The organism is Paenibacillus sp. KN14-4R, from assembly GCF_052180255.1.
Taxonomy (GTDB): domain Bacteria; phylum Bacillota; class Bacilli; order Paenibacillales; family NBRC-103111; genus Paenibacillus_AM.
The window spans coordinates 2,813,367-2,831,412 of record NZ_CP197466.1; the positions used below are offsets into that span (position 1 = coordinate 2,813,367).

Below are 18,046 nucleotides of genomic sequence, written 5' to 3' on the forward strand. Positions count from 1 at the left end.
CCTTTCTCTTATAGAGGTCCAGAAATACCTTGCTTACGAATCATAAAGAAATGTCCGGCAAGCAAAGCAAGTAGAACTGCTGGTAAGAAGAATACATGAAGTGCGAAGAAACGAGTTAACGTTTGAGCACCAAGAATATCTCCACCTTGCAGGAATGTCTGGATGTATGATCCTAGAAATGGTACTGAAGCTGCGATTTTAACACCAACCTGTGTTGCGAAATACGCTTTGTTATCCCAAGGAAGCAAGTACCCCGTAAAACCAAGTCCAAGCATAACCATGAAAATAAGCATACCAACAACCCAGTTCATCTCACGAGGAGCTTTATACGAGCCGGTGAAGAATACCCGTAGAGTATGTAAAAACATCATTACGATTACTAAGCTTGCACCCCAGTGGTGCATACCACGAACAATAACACCGAATGCTACTTCGTGCTGAATGTAATCGACACTCGCATACGCGTTGATAACATCTGGCGTATAGTACATAGCCAGAAACATACCAGACAAAATTTGAATGGCCGTAATAAAGAACGTCAAGCCGCCAAAGCAATAAACAAAAGCTGAGAAATGATGGGCCGGGTTCACATGTTCAGGAACCTCATGATCGGCAACATCTCTCCACATTGGCGTGATGTCAAGACGTTCATCAATCCAGTTGTATACATTCTTAAACACTGATTAAACGCCTCCCTATTTCACTCTTGAATTGGCATGCAGCTCGCCAACATATACAAATCCGTTTTCAATTTTGACCGTATACTCATCAAGCGGTGCCGAAGCAACTGCAAGCTGTTTACCATCAATTGTGTAATGCGCACCATGACAAGGGCATGAATACTGATCTTTCAATTCTGGATTACCATTAAAAGTAACCATGCAGCCTAAGTGCTTACAAGTTGGATTAAGTGCAAAGATCTTTCCATCCTTATCCTTGGAAACCCAAGCTTCGAATTCAGGATCACTTTCGTACCATCCATCAACCTGGTGCATTGAGAATTTAAACGCTTTCGGTTCTGGTCCTACTTTCGCTTCCTCAACGACTTTTACCCATGTTGCTTTTGCTTTAGGCTTTAATACAGGATCTACCGCAAAACGAAGCATCGGTATGACTACACCTGCGGCCATAAAAGCGGTTGCGCCACCTAGCGTATAGGTAAGAAACTGCCGACGGGACACTTCGCGTCTTACGGGTTTCTTATCTTCCTGCTCGTCATTGTGATTGTTGTGCTCAACCATTGTGTCGTTTTCCCCCCTAAACATTTGCTCGTGTAAGGTGACTAACCTTTTCATATTCTACGTCTCGTTCGACCTCATATTACACTTCATAAACTAGGACATTATAATAATAATCTACGACTTTTGGGTCGTCAATAATGTCAAGCTTTGATATTGACGCGGTTTCGGAACTATTCAGTAAATTTAACCGAATTGTCACATCTGTGATTTAGTTCATTGCAGTCCACATTCTTTGAACCGTTTTCAAAATTTTCTCATTAATAAGATCTGGACTTTCCTTTAATTCTGCTTCATTAACATATAAAAATAAATCTGCTTGTTCAAGCTGCAACTCTTCATATAAAGGCTGTGTTGTGATGACGATGACATACTGAAAAGATTCCTTCTTCAGCCTCTTACACAGCTCGTCCACTGCTCGCTCAATCTGCGCTTTGCCTTCATGTAATATGTAGTGCAATGCTGGGTATGTAATTACTCTTCCACGAAAAGGAATTTCAATACAATCCATTGCATCGCGAAGCAATTCAAGCTGCTCCGTTGCTTGCCAAGGTGATTCTAAACCACTAAGTCCAGTTATAGGCAAAAGACAGGTATCCAGATAGGGCTTTAATTCCTCCCATTTGGCTGACTCTACATCACTAAATTTCATTCTTCTTCACTCCTCATCTTACTGGCTACTTTAAGATGCATTGAAGAGGAAGTCAAGGAGAAACGGTTTTACTAAAGGCCACCAACAAAAAAAAGGCATATGTAACGTTCATACGCCTCCTTTTGGTATGTGTATCGCATGGAGCGAATGCTGCATAAGCCTAGTATTGCAAGGATTTAAGTTCTGTGGTGAGAACTAGGAAGGAAGCTTCGTCTCCATCAGCTAACGCGCTATCTATGGCTTTATAGAGATGCTCTTGTCTATACTTTCGAATGGATTCATCCCATACCATTTCCGCAAACAGACTTAGCAATACCTCATTGGAAACATTCATTTTTCCCATCATACCTACCTCCAAGCATTGTTCACGCTTTTCGTTAGCAGCAATTGTAGATGTTCAATACGTCTGTTCCTGCAAATACTCTCTTCCCTTTACCACATAACTCTCTGTTGTCCGCTTCATTCTCGCGAGATCCTCTTCCGTTAACTCTCGGATCACACGAGCTGGAGTTCCTACTGCCAAGGTAAATGCCGGTATGATTGTATTCTCAGTAACAAGCGATCCTGCTCCTACTAAAGCATATTCACTAACTTGCGCACCGTTTAGTACAATAGCCCCCATCCCAATTAATGTGCCTTTACCTATCGAGCATCCATGGATGATTGCCCCATGCCCAACAGATACATCATCATCAACCCACAATGGCTGATTCGCATTCACATGCCCGATGCATCCGTCTTGAATATTACTGCGTCTTCCAATTCGAATGGGTGCCAGATCACCTCGTAATACGGTGTTGTACCAAATCGAAGATTCCTCGCCAATCGTCACATCTCCAATAATCTGAACACCAGGTGCGATCCAAATATGAGGGGCAATCTGGGGTTTCTTTTGCTGATATGGATATAACACGAAGGACTCACTCCTCTACTCATAAAAAGTTGGCCGTACTCTGCCTTCTTTTCATATTAGGAAGCTTGTGGTCCCTAGTCAATTGATTCATACAAGCCTTTAGGCAAAATAATGATCTCATCCTCATTCACCTGTATGCCTCGAATCGTCATACTACCTATTCGTGTGACACGAACGACTTGCTTGCCCAACCCGGTTTCGCCAATTGATAAAAGCCCCAGGTGCATCATCATTTGGATTAATCGAAGGTCAAAAATAGACTCTGCATTGTCATAGTAAAAGGGACGAATGAGCGGACACAACGTTTCTTTCAGCGATGCAACATCGACCCATTCCTTGGCTAGCCGATCAATCCAATGTACAAGTGCCTCTAAATTCGGAATCGGACCCTTGTACAGCCTCAACCAGAACTTGTATACCTCTTGTACTGATTCACTCTGATTCGTATGGATGCGCTGCTCGCCAAGCTCTGTAAGCTGGAGTTTCCCTTCGGATTCTCGTATGAGCTTGTGAAAATAACAATAATCGTAGATGAGTGAGAATCGACTGGGATACTCTTTGAACATCCTTCCATAACCGAAGCGCCACCCCCCTTTGACGACCAATGCCTCACGCACTGTCATCTCTTCTAGAAGGGCAGATAAGGTACGTTTGTACATAAATCCATCTGCTGCTAGTGTGACATCATTGGACTGAACGAACTTCAGAAAATTGTGAATGTCATCCAGCACAAGACGATGTTCTTCCCGATATACAACCGGATCATCAGAAAGCAGAAGTCGCTCTTGAAACTTGCGGTTTAGCACATCACAGAATCGTTTCTTCAGATCACTTGGCACCTGAAATAAGTATTTGGTCTGTGGGGAATACCCGTGAAATAACCATCCTAGCTTTTTAAACCTCGTAATTAAATCTCTCGGGCTAAAGCTTTCTTGCGATTCTTTCTCAAACTTAGCTTGCTGCGCACGTGCCATTAACTCTTCTAATGAGAATAAGGCTCGGGTATCAAAGAGGAGCGAATTTAGAAACCGAATATCCTCAAGACTTAAATCTGCGATTTGCTGTTCAAATACCTCTTTCCGATTAACGGTACTGAGAATTGATTGGATCAATTCATTCTTGGAATGTGAGTTACACTCACACTCGTAAGTAGAAGCAATTCGATTCAGATCTTGTATGTCCGCGTATGTCAGTATATCGGCTAGATTCATCCCGTATCCTCCGGCTTCGAGTAATGGCGAGTAAGCACCAAGTTTTAGTATCCATTATTGGATTATTTTAGAAAAATATTCCTGGCATAAAAAAAAGCACTTAATCTAAGTGCTTTGTGCATGAATATAAGGAGCAAGACCAATAATCCGAAATCCGATGAATGATGGTTAATGAGGTGTTGGTGATATAGCCATATTCCTCTTCTAAATCAAGGGATCGTAATACTTGACCGATGTAAGAACCGTGGGAGATTACAAGTACCCGGGAGTTCGGTTTATTCTTCATCCATTCGTTCGCGAACTCAGACCAGCGTGCAAACACGTCCTCATCTCGTTCCACACCAAGTTCAAGAGATCGCCATTCTTCTCCCCAGCGCTCGATGCGCTCATTTAACGTCGTACCTTCCAGTTGTCCAAAGCTTCTTTCCCTTAAATGGACATCCGTTCCGTATAAGGGGATACCTGATTCTTTGGAAACAATCTCTGCTGTCTCATGTGCGCGCATTAGATCACTACAAACGATATAATCCCAATCACTGTGCTTTAATTTACTACCTAATAATCTAGCTTGCTCTTTACCTTCGTCTGTCAAATGTGTATCTAACTGTCCTTGCAATTTACCAAGCTTATTCCACTCTGTACTCCCGTGTCTCACAAGCCCAAATGTAGTCATAATCTCCTCCTAAAACAAGGGAACCCTGTCATCTCTGTCGAGTATTTTGTTACGTTTTAATTCGCATAAACCAATTCAGAATTAGAATCATACTAATAAATCCTAAAAGCGATAAAACAAGTAAGTAATCCGGGTAGGATTCAATCGGCCCTACTTGAAAGCGAACGGGCTCAACAAAGGACGAAGATACATTAGCAACAGCTGTGTTCATAGCTTTTTTGCTAATGGCTTTGTATCCTCCTTCTACGTCTAGTGCCTGTGGAGCCTGTATGGAATAAATCGAATTTTCCTCTGAAGCTGCCCTTACACCAGCTATATCATACACCATCGCGAACAAAAATGAACCTAGAAACAAAAGAATACAAAATGAGATTACGACTAGGAAGTTAGTTCGCATTCTACGTGAGAAAGCATACATCCGCTCTGGGATCGGCAATCGCCATGATTCATCCTCATAAATACGTTTCATTACTTTGGAGGAAATAGAGCCCCCTTCATGACCCATAGAAAAAGAAGATAGATGTTCCGACGATTCATCGACCGCAGATCGAATTAATAACGTACTCTCACTCCAAATTTGAAATTCTTCCGCGCAATCCTCACAAGTGAGCACATGTTGATCAACTTCTTTGCGCTGCAGATCATCCTTTGGCAAATCCCAATAAACGCCAAATCGTTCTCTGATTTCATCACATCTCATCTTGAATTCATCCCTTCATAGTCCTCATAAGCAGATTCCAGAAAGTAGGGCTCCAATTGAACTTTTACGCTCGCTCGAGCACGAAATAACAAGGACTTGACTGAACTAACCGTTTGCCCCAAAATATTCGCAATTTCTTGATAATCTTTACCATCATATTCTCTCAAAATAAGAGCGGAGCGCTGCTTCTCAGGTAATGCATTAATCGCTTCTCTTACTTTGATAACTCGTTCATTACGAATGAGTGCATGTTCGGGATGAGAATCAATCGGTGCATGTGGAACCACTACACCCTCTTCCAATGAACAAGCGATGGCTTTATGTTTCCTCATTTCACTTAAAACCGTATTTCGAGCAATTGTATATAACCAAGTTGAAAATGAAGCTTCAACTTCTCTAAATGAATGCAAGCTGCGATAAGCCTTATAAAAAGTTTCATTACACAAATCCTCAGCCATCGCTTCAAGACCAGCTGTTCGGACCATATGATAGATGAAGGACAATAATTTACGTTCATAACGACGCATTAATTCACCATATGCTTCGCTATTGCCATCTTTAATTTCACGAATCAACTGGGAGTCAATCATGACGCCGGTCCTCCTACTCTTTCATCATGCCCCAGCTCCTCAACATGTTTTACGACATCATGAGGAGAAAGTTGCGCATTGAATCTGATTAAAAATAATTTATTATTTCTGATAATTAAAGCGGCCATCATTGTCTAATTCTGCTAAAAGACTGAAATCCCTGCTTATTCGACAAAAAAACGATATAAATAGACATAATTGTATTTTATATGGTAATTATGAATCTAATTCCAGTTCGAGTCAGTATATGGTTGATCTTTTCAAATGATGACGCAAAAAAAAACCACCTGAGTAATTCAGGCGGCCGCACATTGTGCAATTATCGGATAGGAGTGGAGAGAAACCATACTGTACTTTTATTATATGTATACGTTTACATTCTGTCAACGATTATTTTGAAAACGCTTGCTTTTATAAGAAATTATTCTTATAAAATATAAAAAGGCTTTATCCCACAGCATCAGCTGGCGATAAAGCCTCTTATTTTATACTCGCTATACATGGATCGCAAACTGATCTTGCAACAACTCTGTTGCACGGTCTGCATCTTCCTGATTCCGAAAAGACAAGCGAAGAATACCTGGTACATAATCACGACTTTCAAAAATCTGCAGATTACTAAGGTTGATCTCATGTTGACCAAGTTGCGTTGCAATTGAGCCAATTATACCTGGATGATCCGGAATATCGACATAAATGTCATATCGCGAAGCGATCATACCTTTACGTCGATCTGGAACCGTGCGTCGGAAGTCATTTGCCTTTTGGAACTGAGCAGCTATCCCCTCTGCATTTTCATTTTGAAGCAACTGAATGAACTGATCGACCTGTACATTCCAATCTCCTAACAGCTTAAGCAAGATCGCTCGATTATTAATCAAAATATCCCGCCAAATCATAGGTTCAGAAGATGCGATCCGGGTAATATCACGGAAACCACCTGCAGCTAAAAGCTTATAAAGAGAATTCGATTCGTTATAGTCACAGACCTGATTAACAAGTGCGACCGCAATAATATGCGGCAAATGCGAGATCGCTCCCACAATTTCATCATGCTCTTGTGGATCAACTTGAATGACCTGGGCCTTCGTCCAATGCAATAAGGAAGTTAACTCATCAACTATTGACTTGGGAGTACCTTCACTTGGGCATAGCACGTAAAAAGCATTTTCAAACAGATGAGACGATGCGGCTTCAATACCTGATCGTTCTGATCCCGCCATTGGATGGCCTCCAATAAAATGCACATGCTCCAAGTTCAAGTGCTTCGCACACTCTGCAACAGAGCCCTTCGTCGATCCAACATCTGTAATGATACAACCCTCTTTAAGCGGAAGCTTTGAAAGCTCCTCCAGGTAGGTACCTAATAAGGAGACCGGTACACAAATAAAAATAACATCTGCATCAACTGCAGCTTCATACATCGAGGTTGTCGCAACATCCACGACTTGAAGCTGAAGCATCTTTTCAACTGACTCTCTAGTTGGTGAATGCCCGACAATTGTATGACCTGGCTTCCCCTTTAAACAAAGCGCAAGTGATCCACCGATCAGACCCACGCCAAAAATAGCTATTCTCGTCATGGCATTCAACCTTCTATTACATGAATTTACTCCGAATCAGACACCTAAGAATTAGGCTTGCACTGCTATGTCTGCAAGTACTTCTTCAAGAGCATGAGCTAATTTCTTATTTTGTTCCTGCGAACCAATCGTAATCCGAATATGATTCGACATTCCCCACTGTGGATCAAAACGCACAATGAATCCTTTGCGCATCAAGGCTTGGAACACATCTACACCAGGGCGTTTCACATCCACCATAATAAAGTTACCATGAGCAGGGAAAGCAACTAATCCTAGACGCTTGAATTCACCCTGTAAATATTGACATCCAACTGCGTTATCTTCTCGACACTTTGCAACAAACGCTTGGTCCTTAATCGCTGCAAGTGCAGCTGCCTGCGCAATGCGTGTCGTGTTAAATGGCTCACGCACTTGATTGATTGTATGAATGACATCCGGATGACCAATACCGTAACCGATACGTAAAGAAGCAAGACCATACACTTTAGAGAACGTACGCAGTAAGATTAAGTTCTTATATGCGGATAGCAATTCAAAGCTGCGTGGATATTGCCCGCTCGTATCATATTCACAGTAAGCCTCATCTAAAACGACAAGAACATGGCTTGGAACAGCTTTCATAAAGGCTTCAACCTCATCATGCGTAACCATTGTGCCTGTTGGGTTATTCGGATTACAGATCCAGACAATCTTCGTTTTGTCATTCACCCGAGCTAACATACCTGGAAGATCATGTTTACCATTAATATGCGGAACTTCGACACTTACCGCATTTTCAATTTCAACATTATGTTTGTATTGAGGGAATGTTGTCGTCGCCATAATCGTCTCATCACCTGGCACTAAGAAAGCACGTGCAAGCATCAGAATGATTTCATCGGAACCTGCACCAAAAATAATCTGATTCGTATCTACGCCATAATGCTCAGCAACAGCTTCTGTTAATACGACTGCAGCACCATCTGGATAGAGTGATAGCTGACTTAATTCTGCAGCTATAGCATCCATCACCTTCGGTGAAGAGCCAAAAGGGTTCTCATTGGAAGCTAATTTCGTAATTTCACTAAGTCCCAATTCTCGTCTAACTTCATCTGTTGATTTTCCAGGTTTATATACTGGAAGATGTACAATGTTGGATTTCGGTTGCACGATCATCACCTCGTCTAAAGTTCATTTTCTTGAAAAATTATTGTTTTAATTGTGCCACAAATTTTCGAATTTGCAAGAGATGGTCAGCTTTGACTTGCGGATCATCAGACTGAAGACCAGCACCTAATTCACCGATTTGGCGTACGAGCGCACTGCCTACGACAACTCCTTCACAAACCTTCTCAAACATGGCAACATGTTCTCGTGAACTGATCCCAAAACCTATTGCAATTGGTAAATTCGTCGCACTGCGGACACTTGCTAGAAATTCATGAATACCACTATGAAATTCAGAACGAGCACCTGTTACACCTAAAGATGAAACACAATAAATAAAACCAGAAGCATCACCTGCAATTTTGGCAATACGATCTTTCGAAGTAGGTGCCACAAGCGGAATGAGATGAATCTCATGCTTCTTCGCAACTGCTTTCACTTCTGCCGCTTCCTCGTAAGGCAGATCTGGAATGATAATGCCCGAAATATCGCTCTCCTGCATACGTTTGAATATCAGCTCTAAACCAAGTTGAAGAACAGGATTGAAATAGGTGAAAAGGATAAAGGGCATCTTAGATCCCTCTTGCCTTGCTTGCTTCGCAACATCTAGACAATCGTAGAGTGTGACGCCGTTTTTCAAAGCTCGCTCAGACGATGCCTGAATGACTGGTCCATCTGCAAGCGGATCAGAGTATGGAACACCTAGCTCCACAAGATCGGCTCCCGCCTTCTCCAATTCATGAATAATTTCAACCGAATGAGCGGCAGAAGGATCACCAATTGTTAAAAATGGGATAAGTGCGCTTCGGTTTTGCTCCTTGAGTGCGGCGAATACGGTGTCAATACGATTATTTAAACTCATACCCCTTCGCCCCCTTCCGCAAGATAACTCATAATGGCTGCAACGTCTTTGTCACCGCGACCAGAAAGATTTACTATAATAAGTTCATCCTTCGACATCGTTGGTGCCACTTTAATCAAGTACGCAATGGCATGGGCACTTTCCAGAGCTGGAATGATACCTTCTGTCCGAGATAACAATTGAAGTGCATCCAAGGCTTCCGCATCTGAGATCGGTACATATTCAGCGCGAGCCGTATCTTTTAGATAAGCATGTTCAGGCCCAATCCCTGGATAATCAAGTCCTGCTGAGATCGAATGTGCAATTTTGACCTGACCATATTCATCCTGCAATAAATAGCTCATCGAGCCTTGAAATACACCGTGAGTTCCTTTGGTAATCGTCGCAGCATGTTCTTCTGTGTCAATCCCTTTACCTGCAGCTTCAACACCGATTAACCGGACACTTTGATCCTTAATGAACGGATAGAACATGCCAATAGCATTCGATCCTCCGCCAACACAGGCCATAACGGCATCTGGCAAGCGTCCCTCTTTTTGCAAAATTTGAACTCTCGTCTCGTCACCAATGACGCGTTGGAAGTCACGGACCATCATTGGGTAAGGATGAGGACCTACAGCAGAACCTAGAATATAGAACGTGTCATGTACATGACTGACCCAGTATCGAAGTGTTTCATTCCCTGCATCCTTAAGTGTGCGAGAGCCACTTGTAACAGGGACTACTTCTGCGCCAAGGAGTCTCATACGAAAGACGTTAAGTTCTTGTCTTTGCATATCCTCCTCACCCATAAACACCTTGCATTCCAATCCTAATAAAGCAGCAACCGTTGCTGTCGCAACACCATGCTGTCCCGCTCCAGTCTCCGCAATGACTTTTTTCTTGCCCATTCTTTTGGCTAAAACAGCTTGGCCAATCGTATTATTAATTTTGTGGGCACCCGTATGATTTAAATCTTCACGCTTTAAGTAAATTTTAGCCCCACCAAGTTGTTCACTCAGACGCTTAGCATGATATAACGATGTCGGTCTTCCGGAGTATTCTTTTAATAATTCATTAACCTCTGCGATAAAATCAGGCTCTACCGCAAACTTTCGGTATGCTTCTTCCAGCTCATTTAAGGCATTCATTAATGTTTCAGGAACGTATTTCCCACCGAATTTCCCAAAACGTCCATGTTCATCAGGAACTGTAGTCATCTCGCTTCAACCTCTCCACAAAGTCTTTTATTTTCTCTATATCTTTCCGTCCATTAGTCTCTACTCCACTTGATACGTCGATTCCATCTACTTCATAAGCATCCACCAATTTCCGTACATTGTCTGGATGCAGGCCTCCTGCTACGATTAGCTTAATTTCAGCTTGCTTTGCCCACTCCGCATATTGGGGGATGAGTTCCCAGTGAAAGGCCCTGCCCGAACCTCCACCATAAACAGGATCATGTGTATCGAGCAATATAGCGTCAATCACATCCTGGTAGCATTCTAGTCTTGTACGTATTTCATCGAACCAAGAAGCATCAACATTCACGTCAATATGCTCGCCTCGGATCGAAATCACTTTATATACTTGCACCCCGAACTTCTTTTTCACCCATTCACAAAATTGTGGCGATTCATCACCATGCAGCTGAACAACATCAAGCGCTGCGTGTTCAAGAACTTGAGTTAGCTCCTCTTCAGTCGGATTAACAAACACGCCCACTGATATCGGCAGATTACGATCTTTCTGCCCCTTTATGTGATTCAGATAAGCAATCATCTCACTTGCTTGCTCCGTAGTCACACGCCGCTTACTTGGTGCAAAGACAAATCCGATTTGATCGATGGGTAATGATTGGATTGATTTTAACACTTCAACGCCCTGAAGTCCACAAATTTTAATTGTCGGTTTCATCCATTAAATCCGCCCCATCAAATGGTAAACGGCTTCTTCAACCGAGTGCTGGCGCATCAGATGCTCACCTACAAGTACACCGTGTGCACCGACTTGCTGCAAGTAGCCCATATCCTTCGCACCTGAAATTCCACTCTCACTAATAACCGTTCGATCCTTCGGAATGTGAGCTATCATATCTTCAGTCGTCTTCAAATCAGTAACAAATGTTCGCAAGTCCCGATTATTAATACCGATTAACGTTGCATCCAATTTCAAGGCTCGCTCCAGTTCTGAACGATCATGTACCTCAACAAGGGCGTCCATTCCCAGATCACGAATAAGTGTTAAATAGGTTTTGAGTTGTTCATCACTTAGTATCGCGGCAATAAGGAGCACAGCATCTGCTCCTATCAAGCGAGCTTCATAAATTTGCAAGGGATCAACTGTGAAATCCTTGCGAAGCAGTGGTAATGTCACAGTCTGCTGAATGGCTTGCAAATAGGCGTTGCTGCCTTGAAAATAATCCCGATCTGTCAGTACAGATATGCAATCAGCACCTGCACGTTCATAAGCCGCTGCAAGCTCAACTGGCTGGAAATCTTCTCGAATCAATCCTTTAGAAGGAGATGCCTTCTTTACTTCGGCAATAAGACCCATCGACCGCTTTTTACCCAACGTGAGATTTGCTTCAAAACCTCGGCATGGTGACATACTCGCAATTTGCCGCTCCGCTTCAACACATGTAAGCTTCATGCGCAATTGCTCAACTTCTGCAATTTTTGTCTTTACAATCCGGTCAAGAAACATGGCTGTACTCTCCTGTAAATGAAATTAACTGCTGTAATTTTAGTGCGGCTTTACCCTCGTCAATCATATCAGCTGCCAATTTAATGCCTTCTTGAATCGTAGAAGCGAGTCCTGTTACGAAAAAGCATGCTCCACTATTCGCAAGTACAATATCTCGATATGCACCGCGTTCACCTGCGAATACACTGCGAATAATAGCTGCGTTTTGCGCGGCATCTCCACCTTTTACATCTGCTAGCGCGTAGGTTCTTAAGCCTAACTCATCCGGGGACAATTCATACGTCCGAATTTCACCACTACGAAGTTCGGTTACTTTCGTTGGTGCCGAAATCGAAATCTCATCTAATCCATCAAGTGAAGAAACAACAAGTGCACGATGTAAGCCAAGCTCTCTTAGTGCATGTGCAAGTAATTCTGTTTTACTACGATCGAAGACACCGAGTAATTGACGATCAGCTCCAGCTGGATTTGTTAGCGGACCTAATAGATTGAACACAGTGCGTACACCAAGTTCCCGACGTGGACCAGCAGCATGTTTCATCGATTCGTGATATTGCTGAGCAAACATGAAGCAAATACCTAATTGATCTAAGCAAGCAGCAGATTGTGGGCTGGATAAGGTTATGTTCACGCCTAGAGCCTCTAAGACATCCGCAGAACCGCTTCGAGAGGACATGCCTCTATTTCCATGTTTTGCCACCCGAATGCCACCAGCCGCCGCTACAATCGCTGAAGCCGTCGAAATATTGAACGTTCCCGCTCCATCTCCCCCTGTTCCGCATGTATCCAATAAATTGCGCTGTTCGGTTGGAAGAATCAAACCCTTATTCCGCATGACTTCAGCAAAGCCCGTCACTTCATCGATCGATTCACCTTTCATGCGAAGTACAGCTAGTAAGCCTCCGATTTGTGCAGAAGTTGCTTCCCCATCCATGATGTGTGCCATCACAATTCGTGCTTCCTCACGACTTAGATTACTTCCACTTATGACCTTAGCGATGGCTGCTCCTACTGAGAATTGGTTTTCCATTCCCTTACCCTCCGTTTCCTACTAATTGTTCAGATTGATCCACTTTAAACATTTCTTCTGCTACACGAATCGAAGTTAAAAGTGCTTTTGCCTTATTGACTGTTTCCTCATATTCCTTCTCAGGGATTGAATCACCAACGATTCCTGCCCCTGCCTGCACATAAGCTTTACCACCTTTGAAAATAATCGTTCGAATTGTAATACATGTATCCAAGTTACCCGAAAATCCTAAATATCCAATTGCACCGGCATATGGCCCACGTCCCTCATTCTCCATCTCTGCGATGATCTCCATCGCCCGCAGCTTAGGTGCTCCAGATACCGTACCCGCTGGCATACAAGATAGAAAAGCATCGAAGAAATCCTTATCCTTTCGAAGCTTACCAGACACGTTCGAAACAATGTGCATCACATGCGAATAACGTTGAACATCCATAAACGTGTCACAACGAACCGAACCAAAATCGGACACACGACCCAGATCATTACGACCTAAATCAACCAACATCAGATGCTCTGCACGTTCTTTCTCATCGGCTAATAGTTCTTCTGCCAATGCTTGATCTTCATCCGCCGTCTTTCCTCTTGGTCTTGTTCCAGCGATTGGCATTGTTTCCACTCGCTCATCCTCTACTCGAACGAGAAGCTCAGGGGATGTACCAACAATGACTTCATCGTCCATTTTGAGATAATACATGTAAGGAGAAGGGTTCATCGTACGTAAGACTCGATATACTTGCAATGGTGATACTTCTGTCGTTATTTCAAAGCGCTGTGATAGTACCACTTGAAAAATATCTCCTGCACGGATGTACTCTTTTGCTTGTTCCACATTGTTGATGTATTGTTCTTTGGTTACATTAGATCGAATATCTCCAAGTTCCACATGTTCTGCGATTGGTACATGAGTCATCGTCACTTGTTGCGTTTTCTTTTTCAAATCAGCAACTGTCGCTTCAATCCTCGCACACGTTTTGTTATAAGCATCCGTGATCGATTGAGTTGTCGCATCTTCTGGTATGTGTACATTCGCAATCACCTTGATTTGTTGTTTAAAATGATCAAACACAATCACTTGATCGCTAAACATAAATTGCATATCATTCATATCCAAGTCATCGACTCGATGCTTGGGAAGCTTTTCATAATATTGGAGTAGATCATATCCGAAAAATCCTACCGCCCCACCTGTAAACCGTGGCAAATCCGGCAAATCTGGTGAACGGTAAGTACTTAAATAACGTTTCATCACTTCAACTGGTTTTTCCTGAGTAAGTATCGTCTCTGTTTTGAAATCGATCTGTGTTATGCCATTCTTCGCTTTTATCAGGAGGAAAGGGTCGCGGCCGATGAATGAATAACGTGCCCATTTCACGCCGCCCTCAACACTCTCTAGTAAAAATGCACGATCTTCTTCGTAAAAATGTTGAAACAATCGAATCGGTGTTTCTGTATCTGCAAGTATGGATCGCACGATCGGAATAAGATTGTACGACTTCGACAACTCGATTACTTGCTTCAGCTCTGCTCCACTCATCACTTACCCTCTCCTCTGCTAAAAGTTGTACACAACAACTTACCTCATTTTTTGGACTCTATGTCACGCAAAAAAACCTCTACGAGTCGTAGAGGTTCATGTTGAAGTTTATTTAAGAGACGCGGGTAGACTAAATTAAGCGTTACTGAATAACAAAGATAAACAACTGGTACTCACATCAAAATTATCAATGTGTGCGCCAAATTGTATATCAAGTCATACGAGAACTGCCTAAATTAACTTTACTCCGCATGGCATATCCACCACTAACGCCTTCGATCTTACTCGAACAACGCCTGGCTTCACACTCTGCTCATCTCAACTAAACTCATCTACACTAATCTCTACTCTGTCTTACGTTTACTGCACGATGCTAAACTTAAAATCACTATATACGGGTTACCACGAACTGTCAATTACTTATTTTAACAAATCTGGACGTAAAATCGTTGCACCGTTTAGATACGCATGATGAATTTCATGCTGCTCTTTGGTTGTATTCACCATTACCATTAATCGAATGCATTTCGCTAAAGAATTTTCCACTTGTATTTCTACCGAGCACATGAGCGGCACAAGCTCCCAGCCCTCCATATTCCGAATGGCTCTAGCTGGGAAAGTTGCAGTTAAGTCCCCTGTAACAGTAATAAATACCGACGCAATATCTTTGGGGTCGGTATCGTTATTTTTCACAATCTCACTTAACAAATCGATAGTTGCTGTCAATATTTCATCAGCATCGTTATTCTCTACAGTCGTAGCACCGCGAATCCCTCTTACAACCATCATGATGTTTCCTCCTTCAATTGCTCAATAACGTCACGTACCCATTCAGAGGACACATTGCGATTCACTTCTACTTTTCCGATTGCAGTTGGTATGACAAATACCATTCTGCCTTCCTTAAACTTCTTATCATGAGCCATTGCATCCATAATTGCATCTGTATCAAAATGCTCTGGCAGTTGCGTTGGTAATTCGAACTTTCTGAGCAGCTTTCTTGTTTCCTGTTCGATTTCTGCAGAATAGCCTAGTCTTTGCGCTAGTTTTGCAGCACCAACCATCCCAATTGAAATGGCTTCGCCATGGAGTAATTCTCCATATCCGGCCACAGCTTCAAGCGCATGACCAATTGTATGCCCCAAATTCAAAATCGCACGTAAGTCATTTTCTCGCTCATCTTGGGAGACTACATAAGATTTCACCTGGCAGCCTTTATGTAGACCATATTGCAGGGATTTCGCATCAAGAGCCAATAATTCGTCCACATGTTCATCTAGCCAGGAAACAAATTGTTCATCCCAAATTAAGCCGTGTTTTACCATCTCGGCATAGCCTGAACGAATCTCTCGAGGTGACAAGGTTCGAAGTGTATCCACATCATACAGAACAAGCTCCGGTTGATGGAAAGCACCGATAATATTTTTGGCAATCCGGTGATTGACTGCTACCTTACCGCCTACCGAAGAATCATGAGCAAGGATCGTCGTCGGCATCTGAATAAAGCGAATCCCACGCATAAAGGTTGCAGCAACAAAACCTGCCAAGTCACCTACGACCCCACCGCCTAATGCAATGACAGAAGAGTTCCGATCGAGATTACCCTCAAGTGCTGTTGTGATGATACCTTCAAATATAGCCAGAGACTTCGACTTCTCGCCAGATGGAACAATGTGGGATACCAACTGATATCCCGCGTTATTCAAGCTTTCTACTACTGTACTCAAATGTGCTGCTGCAACTGCTTCATCCGTCACGATCAATAATGTTGATTTTTTACCAATGCCATGACGCTCTAGATAAGTAGCAGCATCTGACAACAAACCTTCCCCGATATAAATCGGATACGACCTATGTCCTAAATCAACCTGCAGTTCCATCATATTAATAGCTCTCCACTTGAGCTTGGTATTGTTTCAAATTATTACGAATTTCTTCAACGGAATCTCCGCCGAATTTTTCCATAAATGCCTGTGCTACTTCCCATGCAATCACATTTTCCATAATGACTGCTGCTGCCGGCACCGCACAAGTATCGGAACGCTCTACCTGAGCTGTAAAAGGCTCTTTCGTATCAATATCCACACTTGGCAATGGCTTGTATAAGGTTGAGATTGGCTTCATCACCCCGCGAACAACAATAGGCTCACCCGTTGTCATTCCACCTTCAAAACCGCCCGCTCGATTGGATGACCGACTGAATCCACCGTCTTCAGAGTACACAATTGGATCATGCACATTTGAACCACGACGTTCTGCTGCTTCAAAACCAATGCCGAATTCTACACCTTTAAAGGCTTGAATGGACACGACTGCTTGCGCAATACGTCCATCTAATTTACGATCCCATTGCACGTGACTACCTAGTCCAACAGGGACACCTTCTACAATAACTTCAACGATTCCACCCAATGTATCGCCATCCGCTTTAGCCGCATCAATTGCTGTAATCATGGCAGCTTCTGCTTCTTTATCTGTTACGCGAAGTGGTGACTCTTCCGTAATACGAATGAGATCATCAATCGGCATTTCCTCACGTTTTACAACAACTTCACCTAGACGAATTACTTGACAAGCCAGCTTGATTCCAAACAACTCTAAAAGTTGTCTTGCCACTCCACCGCAGGCCACACGCATCGTTGTTTCACGCGCTGAAGATCGCTCTAGAATATTTCGTAAATCTTTTTGATTGTATTTTAAACCGCCATTTAAATCGGCATGACCGGGTCGCGGGCGATTTACTCGACGCTTGGCTTCTCCATCTTCAATGGATTCGATACTCATAATCGAAGTCCAATTTTTCCAATCGTTGTTATCAACTACGAGCGCAACAGGAGCCCCTGTCGTCTTGCCATGACGAACCCCGCCAACAACACGTACCGTATCTTTCTCAATCTGCATGCGACGACCGCGGCCATAGCCCTTTTGCCGTCTATGTAGTTGATGATTAACTTCTTCAAAATCGATTTCAACATTACTTGGCATACCTTCAATGATAGCCGTTAATTGTGGTCCATGCGTTTCTCCTGCAGTTAAATATCTCATGGCTTTCTCCCCTTTTCTCTGATAACCCGATCTTTTATCCTTAGTTACGCTTTAACGCTTTGGCGTACTGATTCATGTGGATATTATAGTATAGGACATATCGTTTGACAACAAGCATAACAAAAAACACGCCTTCGTCAATAGTGACCTGAGCGTGTCAGTGATTCTTTTGTTCCAT

Annotated in this window: 20 protein-coding genes; all 20 read right to left on the reverse strand. The window is 42.8% G+C overall.

Features of this window, described 5'->3' with window-relative positions:
• Window positions 1-8: 8 nt before the first annotated feature.
• The gene (qcrB, locus tag ACSBOP_RS13645) at window positions 9-680 is read right to left on the reverse strand and encodes a menaquinol-cytochrome c reductase cytochrome b subunit (RefSeq protein WP_442601081.1); all 672 of its coding nucleotides are present in this window, start codon (window positions 678-680) and stop codon (window positions 9-11) included.
• A 15-nt stretch (window positions 681-695) separates the two neighbouring features.
• Window positions 696-1,241, reverse strand: a complete 546-nt coding sequence (locus tag ACSBOP_RS13650; RefSeq protein WP_442601082.1) for a ubiquinol-cytochrome c reductase iron-sulfur subunit — start codon at window positions 1,239-1,241, stop codon at window positions 696-698.
• A gap of 208 nt (window positions 1,242-1,449) precedes the next feature.
• Window positions 1,450-1,890 (reverse strand): DUF2487 family protein, encoded by a 441-nt coding sequence (locus ACSBOP_RS13655; RefSeq protein WP_442601083.1) that lies wholly within the window; start codon window positions 1,888-1,890, stop codon window positions 1,450-1,452.
• A 160-nt stretch (window positions 1,891-2,050) separates the two neighbouring features.
• Complete coding sequence (locus ACSBOP_RS13660; protein WP_442601084.1) at window positions 2,051-2,236, reverse strand: IDEAL domain-containing protein; 186 nt, start codon at window positions 2,234-2,236, stop codon at window positions 2,051-2,053.
• Window positions 2,237-2,287: 51 nt separating this feature from the next.
• Window positions 2,288-2,803, reverse strand: a complete 516-nt coding sequence (locus ACSBOP_RS13665) for a gamma carbonic anhydrase family protein (protein WP_442601085.1) — start codon at window positions 2,801-2,803, stop codon at window positions 2,288-2,290.
• A 74-nt stretch (window positions 2,804-2,877) separates the two neighbouring features.
• A complete protein-coding gene (locus tag ACSBOP_RS13670) occupies window positions 2,878-4,014 on the reverse strand; it encodes a hypothetical protein (RefSeq protein WP_442601086.1) in 1,137 nt (378 codons plus the stop codon).
• Between the two features lie 100 nt (window positions 4,015-4,114).
• Window positions 4,115-4,687, reverse strand: coding sequence for a histidine phosphatase family protein (locus ACSBOP_RS13675; protein ID WP_442601087.1), 573 nt, complete (start codon window positions 4,685-4,687; stop codon window positions 4,115-4,117).
• Between the two features lie 49 nt (window positions 4,688-4,736).
• The gene (locus ACSBOP_RS13680; RefSeq protein WP_442601088.1) at window positions 4,737-5,387 is read right to left on the reverse strand and encodes an anti-sigma factor family protein; all 651 of its coding nucleotides are present in this window, start codon (window positions 5,385-5,387) and stop codon (window positions 4,737-4,739) included.
• Window positions 5,384-5,977, reverse strand: coding sequence for an RNA polymerase sigma factor (locus tag ACSBOP_RS13685; RefSeq protein WP_442601089.1), 594 nt, complete (start codon window positions 5,975-5,977; stop codon window positions 5,384-5,386). Before ACSBOP_RS13685 ends, ACSBOP_RS13680 begins: the two co-directional genes overlap by 4 nt.
• 494 nt (window positions 5,978-6,471) lie before the next feature.
• A complete protein-coding gene (locus tag ACSBOP_RS13690; RefSeq protein WP_442601090.1) occupies window positions 6,472-7,560 on the reverse strand; it encodes a prephenate dehydrogenase in 1,089 nt (362 codons plus the stop codon).
• A 51-nt stretch (window positions 7,561-7,611) separates the two neighbouring features.
• Entirely contained in the window at window positions 7,612-8,712 is a 1,101-nt protein-coding gene (gene hisC, locus ACSBOP_RS13695) for a histidinol-phosphate transaminase (RefSeq protein ID WP_442601091.1), read from the reverse strand.
• Window positions 8,713-8,749: 37 nt separating this feature from the next.
• Entirely contained in the window at window positions 8,750-9,571 is an 822-nt protein-coding gene (gene trpA / locus ACSBOP_RS13700; RefSeq protein WP_442601092.1) for a tryptophan synthase subunit alpha, read from the reverse strand.
• A complete protein-coding gene (gene trpB, locus ACSBOP_RS13705) occupies window positions 9,568-10,770 on the reverse strand; it encodes a tryptophan synthase subunit beta (RefSeq protein ID WP_442601093.1) in 1,203 nt (400 codons plus the stop codon). Before trpB ends, trpA begins: the two co-directional genes overlap by 4 nt.
• Window positions 10,754-11,467 (reverse strand): phosphoribosylanthranilate isomerase, encoded by a 714-nt coding sequence (locus ACSBOP_RS13710; protein WP_442601094.1) that lies wholly within the window; start codon window positions 11,465-11,467, stop codon window positions 10,754-10,756. The genes trpB and ACSBOP_RS13710 overlap by 17 nt, the downstream gene beginning before the upstream one ends.
• 3 nt (window positions 11,468-11,470) lie before the next feature.
• A complete protein-coding gene (trpC, locus tag ACSBOP_RS13715) occupies window positions 11,471-12,256 on the reverse strand; it encodes an indole-3-glycerol phosphate synthase TrpC (protein WP_442601095.1) in 786 nt (261 codons plus the stop codon).
• Window positions 12,246-13,286, reverse strand: a complete 1,041-nt coding sequence (trpD, locus tag ACSBOP_RS13720) for an anthranilate phosphoribosyltransferase (protein WP_442601096.1) — start codon at window positions 13,284-13,286, stop codon at window positions 12,246-12,248. Before trpD ends, trpC begins: the two co-directional genes overlap by 11 nt.
• A gap of 4 nt (window positions 13,287-13,290) precedes the next feature.
• The gene (gene trpE, locus ACSBOP_RS13725) at window positions 13,291-14,823 is read right to left on the reverse strand and encodes an anthranilate synthase component I (RefSeq protein WP_442601097.1); all 1,533 of its coding nucleotides are present in this window, start codon (window positions 14,821-14,823) and stop codon (window positions 13,291-13,293) included.
• A 420-nt stretch (window positions 14,824-15,243) separates the two neighbouring features.
• Entirely contained in the window at window positions 15,244-15,609 is a 366-nt protein-coding gene (gene aroH, locus ACSBOP_RS13730) for a chorismate mutase (RefSeq protein ID WP_442604475.1), read from the reverse strand.
• Window positions 15,609-16,706 carry a 3-dehydroquinate synthase gene (gene aroB, locus ACSBOP_RS13735; protein WP_442601098.1) on the reverse strand — a complete coding sequence of 366 codons (1,098 nt, stop codon included), beginning with the start codon at window positions 16,704-16,706 and terminating at the stop codon, window positions 15,609-15,611. Before aroB ends, aroH begins: the two co-directional genes overlap by 1 nt.
• 1 nt (window position 16,707) lies before the next feature.
• Window positions 16,708-17,868 carry a chorismate synthase gene (gene aroC / locus ACSBOP_RS13740; RefSeq protein ID WP_442601099.1) on the reverse strand — a complete coding sequence of 387 codons (1,161 nt, stop codon included), beginning with the start codon at window positions 17,866-17,868 and terminating at the stop codon, window positions 16,708-16,710.
• Window positions 17,869-18,046: the final 178 nt, after the last annotated feature.

What these genes read in the sequence shown, in the direction of transcription:
- ACSBOP_RS13680 (WP_442601088.1), bottom strand. Translation starts at nt 5,387, where the DNA reads ATGAGATGTGATGAAATCAGAGAACGATTTGGCGTTTATTGGGATTTG.
- trpB (WP_442601093.1), bottom strand. Translation starts at nt 10,770, where the DNA reads ATGACTACAGTTCCTGATGAACATGGACGTTTTGGGAAATTCGGTGGG.
- trpC (WP_442601095.1), bottom strand. Translation starts at nt 12,256, where the DNA reads ATGTTTCTTGACCGGATTGTAAAGACAAAAATTGCAGAAGTTGAGCAA.
- trpE (WP_442601097.1), bottom strand. Translation starts at nt 14,823, where the DNA reads ATGAGTGGAGCAGAGCTGAAGCAAGTAATCGAGTTGTCGAAGTCGTAC.
- ACSBOP_RS13660 (WP_442601084.1), bottom strand. Translation starts at nt 2,236, where the DNA reads ATGATGGGAAAAATGAATGTTTCCAATGAGGTATTGCTAAGTCTGTTT.
- ACSBOP_RS13685 (WP_442601089.1), bottom strand. Translation starts at nt 5,977, where the DNA reads ATGATTGACTCCCAGTTGATTCGTGAAATTAAAGATGGCAATAGCGAA.
- ACSBOP_RS13675 (WP_442601087.1), bottom strand. Translation starts at nt 4,687, where the DNA reads ATGACTACATTTGGGCTTGTGAGACACGGGAGTACAGAGTGGAATAAG.
- ACSBOP_RS13690 (WP_442601090.1), bottom strand. Translation starts at nt 7,560, where the DNA reads ATGACGAGAATAGCTATTTTTGGCGTGGGTCTGATCGGTGGATCACTT.
- ACSBOP_RS13710 (WP_442601094.1), bottom strand. Translation starts at nt 11,467, where the DNA reads ATGAAACCGACAATTAAAATTTGTGGACTTCAGGGCGTTGAAGTGTTA.
- ACSBOP_RS13670 (WP_442601086.1), bottom strand. Translation starts at nt 4,014, where the DNA reads ATGAATCTAGCCGATATACTGACATACGCGGACATACAAGATCTGAAT.
- aroB (WP_442601098.1), bottom strand. Translation starts at nt 16,706, where the DNA reads ATGATGGAACTGCAGGTTGATTTAGGACATAGGTCGTATCCGATTTAT.
- ACSBOP_RS13650 (WP_442601082.1), bottom strand. Translation starts at nt 1,241, where the DNA reads ATGGTTGAGCACAACAATCACAATGACGAGCAGGAAGATAAGAAACCC.
- trpA (WP_442601092.1), bottom strand. Translation starts at nt 9,571, where the DNA reads ATGAGTTTAAATAATCGTATTGACACCGTATTCGCCGCACTCAAGGAG.
- aroH (WP_442604475.1), bottom strand. Translation starts at nt 15,609, where the DNA reads ATGGTTGTAAGAGGGATTCGCGGTGCTACGACTGTAGAGAATAACGAT.
- aroC (WP_442601099.1), bottom strand. Translation starts at nt 17,868, where the DNA reads ATGAGATATTTAACTGCAGGAGAAACGCATGGACCACAATTAACGGCT.
- trpD (WP_442601096.1), bottom strand. Translation starts at nt 13,286, where the DNA reads ATGGAAAACCAATTCTCAGTAGGAGCAGCCATCGCTAAGGTCATAAGT.
- ACSBOP_RS13655 (WP_442601083.1), bottom strand. Translation starts at nt 1,890, where the DNA reads ATGAAATTTAGTGATGTAGAGTCAGCCAAATGGGAGGAATTAAAGCCC.